The organism is Peijinzhouia sedimentorum (genome assembly GCF_049340005.1).
Lineage (GTDB): Bacteria > Bacteroidota > Bacteroidia > Cytophagales > Cyclobacteriaceae > CAXBDP01.
Genome location: NZ_JBMPIY010000001.1, coordinates 406373 through 416752, shown reverse-complemented (window position 1 = coordinate 416752; position 10380 = coordinate 406373). Strand labels below are relative to the sequence as shown.

General features: G+C 40.0%; 7 protein-coding genes. 4 read left to right on the top strand and 3 right to left on the bottom strand.

Going from position 1 to position 10380, the window contains the following annotated elements:
* Positions 1-513: 513 nt before the first annotated feature.
* Positions 514-1800 (bottom strand): tyrosine--tRNA ligase, encoded by a 1287-nt coding sequence (tyrS, locus tag ACOXY8_RS01900; RefSeq protein WP_458329868.1) that lies wholly within the window; start codon positions 1798-1800, stop codon positions 514-516.
* 113 nt (positions 1801-1913) lie between these two features.
* Positions 1914-3218 (bottom strand): C69 family dipeptidase, encoded by a 1305-nt coding sequence (locus tag ACOXY8_RS01895; RefSeq protein WP_458329867.1) that lies wholly within the window; start codon positions 3216-3218, stop codon positions 1914-1916.
* Between the two features lie 167 nt (positions 3219-3385).
* On the opposite strand from ACOXY8_RS01895, the gene ACOXY8_RS01890 reads away from it, so the two are divergent.
* A complete protein-coding gene (locus ACOXY8_RS01890; RefSeq protein WP_458329866.1) occupies positions 3386-5125 on the top strand; it encodes a hypothetical protein in 1740 nt (579 codons plus the stop codon).
* A 499-nt stretch (positions 5126-5624) separates the two neighbouring features.
* On the opposite strand, the gene ACOXY8_RS01885 is transcribed toward ACOXY8_RS01890, so the two are convergent.
* Positions 5625-6485 carry a TolB family protein gene (locus tag ACOXY8_RS01885; RefSeq protein WP_458329865.1) on the bottom strand — a complete coding sequence of 287 codons (861 nt, stop codon included), beginning with the start codon at positions 6483-6485 and terminating at the stop codon, positions 5625-5627.
* A 96-nt stretch (positions 6486-6581) separates the two neighbouring features.
* On the opposite strand from ACOXY8_RS01885, the gene ACOXY8_RS01880 reads away from it, so the two are divergent.
* The 3 genes from ACOXY8_RS01880 to ACOXY8_RS01870 all read left to right on the top strand — a co-directional run bounded on the left by ACOXY8_RS01880 (position 6582) and on the right by ACOXY8_RS01870 (position 10357).
* A complete protein-coding gene (locus tag ACOXY8_RS01880) occupies positions 6582-7631 on the top strand; it encodes an oxygenase MpaB family protein (RefSeq protein ID WP_458329864.1) in 1050 nt (349 codons plus the stop codon).
* A 90-nt stretch (positions 7632-7721) separates the two neighbouring features.
* The gene (locus ACOXY8_RS01875; RefSeq protein ID WP_458329863.1) at positions 7722-8180 is read left to right on the top strand and encodes a (2Fe-2S)-binding protein; all 459 of its coding nucleotides are present in this window, start codon (positions 7722-7724) and stop codon (positions 8178-8180) included.
* Between the two features lie 2 nt (positions 8181-8182).
* Positions 8183-10357, top strand: coding sequence for a molybdopterin cofactor-binding domain-containing protein (locus tag ACOXY8_RS01870; protein WP_458329862.1), 2175 nt, complete (start codon positions 8183-8185; stop codon positions 10355-10357).
* The last annotated feature ends 23 nt before the right edge of the window (positions 10358-10380 follow it).

Below are 10380 nucleotides of genomic sequence, written 5' to 3'. Positions count from 1 at the left end.
AATATTTTCAGCCGACTATGCGGGAGGATGATTTGTGCTATTCCATTATCCCACGGTTAAAACCATGGGCTATGGGTGGTTTCAATCCATTTTAAAAAAACTCTTAAACTCATCAAATCCAATAAATCTTAATTCAGCCAATTTCGATGATGGTAGATAATTTAAAAAAGCAGCAGGTTGTAGAGTGGTTTTCGAGTTTGGGTTTCTGTTAATTGATTTCTATTAATATTTTCAGCCGACTATGCGGGAGGATGATTTGTGCTATTCCATTATCCCACGGTTAAAACCATGGGCTATGGGTATTTTTCATAGATTGAAATCCTGAGTTATTAAAGGAAAGGCAACGTCTCAATTAGATAAATAGTGGCCAAAACCTTAGCAATTCCGTAATCCTGTTAATTCTGATTCCGACAATTGAAACGGTGGAGTCTAATTGAAATAAATTGCTGGTCGGATTACAAATCCTATTTATCCCTTGTTCTACATTCCAAATATCGAATAGTGGTTTTTGGTTTAAGAGATTTGTATCAAATAGTAATTCTTCTTTCCTTTTTGAGCGAGGAGGTATTTGCCTTGAAGTAAAGCAAATTCCGGCTTGGCTTCTCCATCTTCGATTTTGATTCTGTTGATGCTTACCCCGCCACCTTTTATCATTTTTCTAGCTTCACCTTTGGAGCTGAATACAATATTTCCAGTAAGTTCAGTAAGCAAATCGATAGTTGAGTCAGTGCCTTCATATTGAGCTTTGCTGATAGATTGCTGAGGCACTCCTTCAAAAACTTGCAGAAGCGTTTTTTCATCAAGTGAAGCCAAATCTTCAGTAGTAGATTTGCCGAATAGAATTTCAGAAGCTTTTACAGCCATTTCGTAATCGGCTTGGCTATGAACTCTAATGGTTACGTCTTTGGCAATGGCCTTTTGCAATATGCGCAAATGAGGAGCTTCGGCATGTTCAGCTTCCAATCCTTTGATGGTAGCTTCGTCCAATAGCGTAAACACCCTAATCAACCTCCCGCAATCTTCATCGGCGCAATTGAGCCAGAATTGGTAGAATTGGTAAGGCGAAGTTTGGTCTGGATCGAGCCAAACGTTTCCGCCTTCACTTTTCCCAAACTTGGATCCATCAGACTTAGTAATCAAAGGAGTGGTCAATGCATAAGCTTCGCCTTGATTCATTCTCCGCACCAGTTCAGTACCCGTAGTGATATTGCCCCACTGATCAGAACCACCCATCTGGATTTTCACATTTTTGTGCTTATTGAGCCATTGGAAATCGTAACCCTGAATAAGCTGATAAGCAAACTCAGTGTAAGATAAGCCGCTATCTAATCGGCTCTTCACAGAATCTTTGGCCATCATATAATTGACGGTGATGTGCTTGCCGACATCTCTTAGGAAATCCAATAATTTGAAATCTTTGAACCAATCGTAATTATTGACGATTTCAGCTGAATTTTCACCACAATCGAAATCCAAGAATTTCTCCAATTGCTTTTGAATACCCGCTTGATTGATGCGTAAGGTTTCTTCATCTAGCAACTTACGCTCAGCGTTTTTGAATGAAGGATCGCCAATCATGCCTGTAGCACCGCCCACCAATGCATAAGGCTTATGGCCACTACGTTGAAGGTGAACAAGCAACATGATCGTAGCCAAATTGCCGATATGCAATGAAGTAGCCGTAGGATCAAAGCCAATATAGGCGGAGGTCATTTCTGTAGAAAGTTGTTTTTCGGCACCTGGCATCATATCATGCACCATCCCACGCCAGCGAAGTTCAGCTAAGAAATCTGATTTCATAATCGTCGTTAAATCCTTAATTCTATTTCGAAATATTAATAAAATGAAAATTGAGCCTTTAAATATGTGCCTTCATTTCAATTTTGGACAAAGATAGAAAGGCAAATTTATTACTAGCTCTTTAAAGGCTGATTTATGAGCTTTAAATAAAGAGAGAATTTTGGGTGAAATTCCCGCTTACATTTATTTAAAATCTGCTGATACTCCGTAAGCAATTCTCTTTGAAGTTTTTCGGCTAGCTGTTCGAGCTCTTGTATGGGTTTTCCATTTTGATATTGGCCAATTAAATTTCGCTGCTTTTGTTCCAACTTTTGATGTGTCTGTAGAATGAAATCTTTGTAATGCATCGCAGCAGATCGCATGATCTTTTCGGATTGCCACCAAAGTGAGGAATCCAATTTTTCGCTTGGTTTGTAGTAGTCTGATTTCAATACACTATAGGGATGAAAGCCAAATGGCTTAAAAAGGGAAGTACAAGCATAAGCTGTTCCAGTCAACCAAACCGTGGGACTTCCCTCAGCTTTGATCTCTGCAAGCATAGAGCTTGTGGTACTGTTTGGATTGGTTAGTCCATTGGCGTGCATACAAACGCTAGCAGTGCTGGCTTTGGCAGGTGTAAACTCTCCATTGTGAATATTATGCTGGCGAAGAACTTCCATGGCATTAAACAAATCGAGTTTACCTTCATGCTTGTGAAGGCTTTGTGAGGTTTTTGAGGCTCGTAATCGACAATTGCTCATTCGGGTGTAAAATTCATCTGAATAGTGCTTAGCAAAATGAAAAGTCTCGTTTTTCTTGACCCAACCTTTGGCTTGCGCGAATGAAACTAAATTTTTGCTACTGAGATCATATTCGCTGCCAATGCTTATTCCATTGGATATGCTATAGTAGTCGTATACTCGCTTAGCCGCCCATTCTCCTCCCGCTGTTTCGAGTACCCAAGCTTCTTGTCGGTCTGCAATCAAAAAGCTATTGGAATAATAAAATCGCTTATTTTTATATCCTCCACATGCATTTTGTCCATATTCTACCAATAATTCAGTAGTCAATTCCACTGCATGTTTAGCCGTTTTACAGCGCTCCAATGCAAGCCTCAGCAAATCCATTCCCGTAAGTCCACTATTCCCTTTTTGGAATTTCACTTTCGTAAAAACAGCTTCATTACCGATACTTAGGCCATGTTCATTGGCGCCCATTTCTGCCCCCCACATCTGGAAGGGCTTGGATAGAATTACGGCATAAGTTGATTTGACCTGCGGAATGCAGATATAGGTGCATTGTAGTACGCTCTCTATATACTCCATTGCCGGTACATAGCTTAGTTCTTGAGCTTCATTAGGTTCTCTATCGGAATTTTTGCCTAATAAAATGGAACTGCCTTGATTGTGAGAAGGAAACGAGATAAACGTGTCGCACATGATTTCGCCAAATTACGAAAGAATTGCAAATGGATATTCGGCTTCAGCATTTGTCTTGCAAATTGAGTGAAGTGAAATTATTTAAATGCCTTGTTAGAATATAATCTATTGTAAATAAGCACAAAACTTCTTAAATAGATTGGAATTTTAACTAACCTTTAACAACCATGATGAGAAAATTATTTGGAGTGCCAATGGCGCTCATAGCCCTATTCGCATGGGCTTGCAATGCGGGAGGAGATGAAAGCACAGGGCCAGTATTCGAAGTTTCCTTTTCGCAGGAATTGATAGATCAAGCGCAAGATGGCAGACTTGTTTTAATGCTTTCGAAAGATGACTCTGCCGAGCCAAGATTTCAGATTTCTGATGGACCGAGTACGCAATTGGCTTTTGGCATAGATGTAGAAAATTGGGAGCCCGGCCAAACGGTATTGGTAGATGCGGAAGCATTTGGGTATCCTATTCGCAGCTTGAGAGATATCGAAGCTGGCGAGTATCATGTACAAGCATTGCTAAATAGATATGAAACGTACAATTTGAAAGATGGTAGAGTATTGAAATTACCACCAGATAAAGGCGAAGGCCAGCAATGGAATCGCAAGCCGGGCAACTTTTACAATACACCAATAAAAGTAAATGTAGATCCAAACGGCGGGAGGATTACTGTAAATCTTGATCAAGAAATACCCCCAATTGAAGCTCCAAAGGATACCAAGAATATCAAGCATATCAAAATGAAGAGCGAAATGCTAAGCGAATGGTGGGGCAGAGATGTTTACTTGGGAGCAAATATATTGGTGCCGCATGGATTTGATGAGCATCCTGAAGCGCATTATCCTCTAATGATTTTTCATGGACACTTTCCATACACATTTACGGGTTTTAGAGAAGATCCACCCGATCCGGACATGCAGCCAGAATTTTCGGCTCGTTTTGGTATTAATGGCTACAATATCATTCAACAAGAGGAAGCCCATAACTTCTACAAGCAATGGACTGGACCGAATTTTCCAAGATATATAGTCATCGAAATTCAACATCCTACACCGTATTATGATGATTCATATGCTGTGAATTCTGCCAATCAAGGACCATATGGTGATGCAATTACCTATGAATTGATCCCACATATTGAAGAAATGTTTCGTGGAATAGGAGAGGGTTGGTCTAGATTCTTGTATGGCGGCTCAACTGGCGGTTGGGAAGCTTTGGCGGTGCAGGTGAAGTACCCTGATGAATATGGAGCTACTTTCGCTGCGTGCCCTGATCCAATTGATTTTCAGGCTTATACCCAAGTAAATATTTATGAGGATAAAAACGCCTATTACCTTGATAGTCAGTTTAAGAAAACACCAAGACCAGGACATAGAGATTATCTTGGCCATGTAAGTTCCACCTTGGCAGATATGAATCATCGAGAATTGGTATTAGGCACAAAAGGTCGCTCCGGACAGCAATGGGATATTTGGGAAGCCACTTATTCGCCTGTAGGTGAGGATGGCTATCCGGCTAGACTTTGGGATAAAGTATCTGGCGATATCAATCCTGAGGTAGCCGAATATTGGAAAGAAAATTACGATATAGGCCACATACTTCGTCGCGATTGGGAAAATGGATTAGGCGAAAAACTGAAAGGCAAAATTCATATCTACTGTGGTGATATGGACAATTACTACCTTAATAATGCGGTTTATTTGGTGGAGGAATTTCTAGAGAATACCACGAATCCTTATTATGGTGGAGAAGTAGATTATGGTGATAGAGCCGAACATTGTTGGAATGGAGATCATGAAAATCCGAATTATATCTCAAGGCTCCGATATAATACTTTCTATTTGCCAAAGATTATGGACATCATCGAAAGAGATGCTCCAGCGGGTGCTGATACCAAGAGTTGGAGGTATTGATTGATCTGTTGATTAAAATTAAAAGCCAATCCTGATTTAGGATTGGCTTTTGCATTTATATTCAATTGTAAATCAGCAATTTGATGCATTCCAATATTCACGACCTTTTTCTCAACTCAAAACCCACCACCAATTAACAGATCGCTCCTACGGAGCTGGTTTTTTGCATATTTTGTTGCTACAAACAGATCGCTCCTATGGAGCTAGATGGCATTTTGGATATTTGTGTTGCTACAATCAGATTGCTCCTACGGAGCTCAATTTAAAGACCCAAAACCCATCAACCCATAATCTTCTTCTTTATCAACGGTCAACCTTATTTAGGCATTCACAACCCATCACCCATAACTCATCACCCAAAATCCATCACCCAAAACCTTTTTCTTTATCAACGGTCAACATTATTTAGGCATTCACAACCCATAACCCATAACCCATCACTCATCACCCATAACTCATCACCGATCACCCATCATTTTCAAAAGCATTCAAACATTTATCACTCCCCAACAATCGCCAATCTTTTCAAAGTCTTATCAATGGCAATTCTACTAAGCTTTGTGATACCAAATTCACTCAAGTCTGCTATTTCCTTCCAGTTTTTATCACCATCCAAAACACACTCATACACTTTTGTGTCTTTGGCCATGATTATTCGGTTTGGCCCTGCCCAAGCATAGTCTTCAGAACCTTCCAATGTTTCGACAATTTCGGTGATTTCCATGCTGTTCATATCCAGCGATTTGATCATCCAAGGTTTGCCAGCTTCTTTATGCACAAAACTGATTTTTCCTGATGCTGGAATAGGCGCTAAGCACCTCCCGATATTGCCAGTAATGGTCGATACTTCTTGTGTTAAAGCATTAGCCACTTGCAAAGTTGCAGGTTTACCTAATACAAGTAAAGCCAGCTTTTCATTGTACCAAGCGTGGTATCCCACAGGTTTTATATCATCCAATACTAAAGTAGGAGTGCCACCTGTAATTGGAAATTTCCAAAGTCTTTGGGTGCCGTCTTCTTCCACCATTATTGTGCTTATAAAATCTTTATCTGAAGTCACAGTCGCAGAATATTCGCTAGTATTAGGAGTCCGAGTTAAGTTTCCGGCAGTGTTTTGCACAAAGTCATAGGCATAAATATCTGTTTGCCCATCGCGCTGCGAAGTGTATAATAATGCTCTATCATCTACAAAATGCGGCTGATTATCATATCCCTCCCGCGCTGTTAGATTTTTGCCATTAATAAGCTTCATTGAATTATTATTCATTTGAATATCAAATAAATAAATGTCTGAACTTGTTTGCGCGCTTAAATGAAAAATTGAAATGGAAAATATAATGGTAAGTAAAATTGCTTTCATGGTCTTGAAAATTTTGAGTCTAAAAATCATGATAAATCTAATCAATGAAATTAATAATGAATCCACTGTTTGAAAAGATAATCAAAATTGATGAAAATGAGTTTATCCATTATGGAAACAATCCAACTGAATAAATTTAGAGTAATGGGTGATTCATTGGCTGACCAAGCTGTTGAGGAATTGCTCAAGTCCAAAGGGCGGGAGGGATTTTTTCCATTCCTTACCGAGCTGCAATACAATGCACAATTACCTAAGTCTAATTGGTCTCCGGCACTTCTGGACTTATGGCAAGATGTAAACCGCAATTTGGATTGGGAAAATCAAGAGTCCATTAATTTAGCGCATCAAGTTTCAGATAAGCATATGCATGAGATATTGAATGTACTGGGATTTCTGTCCTTGCCTTATTGCTATGCAGCTGCAGATGGCGCCAAAGTGTTAATCAATTCCAAGAAGATTGTTGAGAATCCGGGAATTCGCTTGGCTGATACAGCTGAATTCGTATTGAATCTAATCAGTCCTAATGCCTTTGAGCCACTAGGAAAAGGGCTCGCTTCGATCTTCAAAACTAGACTGATTCATGCTGCTACTAGGTATTTTATACTGAAATATCAATCCTGGGATATGCAGTCTGGGCTTCCAGTAAATCAAGAAGATATGGCTGGGACATTACTGTCATTTTCGTTAATGGTAATAAAGGGAATAGCCAAATTGAATATCCGATTAAATGCAAATGAGAAAGTAGCTTTTATTCATCTATGGAATGTAATTGGCGCGCGATTAGGATTGCATGCTGAGTTGATAATGCATAGCTATGAAGATACCGAAAAATTAGAATTGACTATTCGTAATCGGCATTTCAAGCCATCCGATGAAGGTCAAAAGTTAGCCAATGCACTTGTGACATATTATCAAAGTAACCTCCCGCCTTTTGTGCCAAAAGATTGGCCGGTAAAGCAAATGCGCTTTATGTTGGGGGATAAAGTTTCTACTACTCTTAAACTACCAGGCTCAGGATCTGATGCTCCACCAAATACAGATATCTTACTTAGATTAATGAAGTGGCAAATGGGCAATTCTATTTCCCAAATGAAGGGTCGTATGGCTTCATCTAAATTTCTGGAAAATAATAAGGTGAAAAAGTAATTTGCTTGCTTAGCATTATTTTCAGCCATTCACATCCAAGAGACTGTTTTTCTTGGGCATTATTAGTAATTTGTATCAAAATCCGAAAAAATGGCAGCAATAAACTTGAAGATAAATGGGAAAGAGCATCAAATTGATGTTGACCCACAAATGCCTTTGCTATGGGCAATTCGTGACTTTGTAGGGCTTACAGGAACCAAGTTTGGTTGCGGAATGGCTCAATGTGGTGCATGTACTATACATATGGATGGTATTGCAATGCGCTCATGCGTTACTCCTGTGACGGCTGCGCAAGGCAAGGAAATTACTACGATTGAAGGATTGGCAAATGGCGAACTTCATCCGTTGCAGCAAGCTTGGATTGATGAGCAAGTGCCACAATGCGGCTATTGCCAAAGTGGGCAAATAATGAGTGCTGCGGCATTGCTAAAGCGAAATTCCACACCTAGCGACAATGAAATAGATGCTGCTATGCAGGGAAATATTTGCCGCTGTGGCACCTACGATAGAGTAAGAAATGCGATTAAGAAAGCCTCAACTTTTAGTTAATCATGGAAGAATTAAAAAAATCAATTAATAGAAGGAAGTTCCTCAAATTGAGTGGAGCCACTTCGGCTGTTTTGGCTTTAGGTTTTTATATTCCTGCTGGTGCAAAAGGGACTGAGGCAAAGGTTTTTAAATTAGATGATGCAGCCAATACGCTCACCAATTTGAATCCATTTATCCAAATAGATGCGGGAGGTAATGTTACCATATATAACCATAAGCCCGAAATGGGTCAAGGAGTTTGGCAATCTATTCCTACTTTAATAGCTGAGGAATTGAACCTTGATTTTGAGCAAGTTACTGTGAAGATGGCAATTGCAGCTCCTGCTTATGGAAGTATGTCAGTAGGTGGTAGCTCAAGTGTACGAACAGGTTGGATTCCTTTGAGAAGAATGGGTGCAGCTGCAAGGCAAATGCTCGTGCAAGCAGCAGCTGAAAGCTGGAATGTGCCAGTCGCAGAATGTACTACTGATAAAGGAATAATCTACCACAAAGCAAGTGGCAAGCAAGGTCATTTTGGTGAGTTTGTAGATGCTGCGAGTAAATTAGAAGCGCCAAAAGAACCGGCACTTAAGCCCAAATCTGAATGCAGACTAATAGGCAAAAAAGTGATGCGCCCGGATGTGGTGGAGAAAGTGGATGGAAGCGCCATATTTGGAATAGATGTGAAAGTAGAAGGGATGCTATATGCAACCGTTTCGCATCCAACAGTTTTAGGCGCCAAAATCAATTCTATTGACGATACAGAAGCGCTAAAGGTACAAGGCGTAAAAGAGGTTTTTGAAATTGAAAGAACCATTTTTGGTAATAAAATGCCAACTGTAGCGATCGTTGGTGAGAGTTATTATGGCGTACTTCAAGCACAAAAGAGACTGAAAATTGATTGGGATTTAGGTGCAAATGGTCAATTTGATACAGCAAAAATGTATCAAGAAATGAATGCACTTAAAGATACTGAAGGCGCTATCCATACCAATAATGGTGATGTAGATGCAGCTTTGAATAATGCTTCGAGCACTTTGGAAAGAGTGTATGAAACGCCATTCCTTGCTCACAGTCCGATGGAGCCAATGAACATAACCATACATATAAAGGAAGGTGAATGCGAAATATGGGCTCCTACACAAGTTTCCAATCGAGCACAACAAGAGGCGGCAACCTTTCTGAATATTCCATTGGAGAAAGTGACGTTGCATACCACCTATCTAGGTGGCGGTTTTGGACGAAGATTATTTACCGATTTCCTCTCAGAGGGATTGGCAATTGCCCAAAAAGTAAACAAGCCCATTAAGCTTATTTGGACCCGTGAAGAAGATACAACTGCCGGCCCTTTTAGGCCTGGAATGATTTATTCCTCCCGCGCTGCGTTCGATGTAAATGGCAAAGTGAATGCTTGGGAAGAAAAGGTAATTGGGCCGAGTATTTCTTTTAATATCAACCCAAATGCAAATACTTCAAATGTAGATCGTGGCGCAATGGAATGTATTAGCGATTCGCATTACGAAATAGACAATTTCAGAACCCATTTTGTGCATCATCCTGCTCCAATTGCTTTGGGTTGGTGGCGTTCGGTTTATGCAAGTACCAATGTGTTTGGCCACGAATGCTTTGTAGATGAGCTTGCTGAGAAAGAAGGAATGGATCCGATGGATTTTAGAATTCAACGATTATCAAAAGAACCTCGCTTTGTAAAAGTGCTAGAAAAAGTGCGCGAAATGTCTAATTGGGATAGTCCATTACCAGCTGGTGTTGGTCGCGGAGTGGCAGTTGCTCGTTCCTTTGGTAGCACTTGTGCGCATGTTGTTCAAGTAAGCAAAGGCGATAATGGCAGATACAAAATTGATAAAATTTGGACAGCCTTGGATTGTGGTCAATATGTAAATCCTGACACAGTAAAAGGTCAAACAGAAGGTAATATTGTAATGGCTTTGACGGCTGCTATGAAAGATCCCATTACCTTTAAAAATGGTTGGGCTGAGCAAAGTAATTTTCATAATTATAAAATGCTTAGAATCAATGAATGTCCGCCATTGGATATACACATTATGGAAAATGAAGAAGCTCCGGGTGGAGTAGGAGAACCGGGATTTCCACCTTTGGCACCTGCTTTGGTTAATGCCTTATACAGCGTATCAGGCAAACGCATTTACAAATTACCATTCAAAATAGAAGAAGTATAAATAGCTGATAATTAAAACTCATT

Bases quoted from the DNA above. Each gene is read 5' to 3' on its own strand.
- ACOXY8_RS01880 (WP_458329864.1), top strand. From the start codon at position 6,582: ATGAGTTTATCCATTATGGAAACAATCCAACTGAATAAATTTAGAGTA.
- ACOXY8_RS01890 (WP_458329866.1), top strand. From the start codon at position 3,386: ATGATGAGAAAATTATTTGGAGTGCCAATGGCGCTCATAGCCCTATTC.
- ACOXY8_RS01895 (WP_458329867.1), bottom strand. From the start codon at position 3,218: ATGTGCGACACGTTTATCTCGTTTCCTTCTCACAATCAAGGCAGTTCC.
- ACOXY8_RS01885 (WP_458329865.1), bottom strand. From the start codon at position 6,485: ATGAAAGCAATTTTACTTACCATTATATTTTCCATTTCAATTTTTCAT.
- ACOXY8_RS01870 (WP_458329862.1), top strand. From the start codon at position 8,183: ATGGAAGAATTAAAAAAATCAATTAATAGAAGGAAGTTCCTCAAATTG.
- ACOXY8_RS01875 (WP_458329863.1), top strand. From the start codon at position 7,722: ATGGCAGCAATAAACTTGAAGATAAATGGGAAAGAGCATCAAATTGAT.
- tyrS (WP_458329868.1), bottom strand. From the start codon at position 1,800: ATGAAATCAGATTTCTTAGCTGAACTTCGCTGGCGTGGGATGGTGCAT.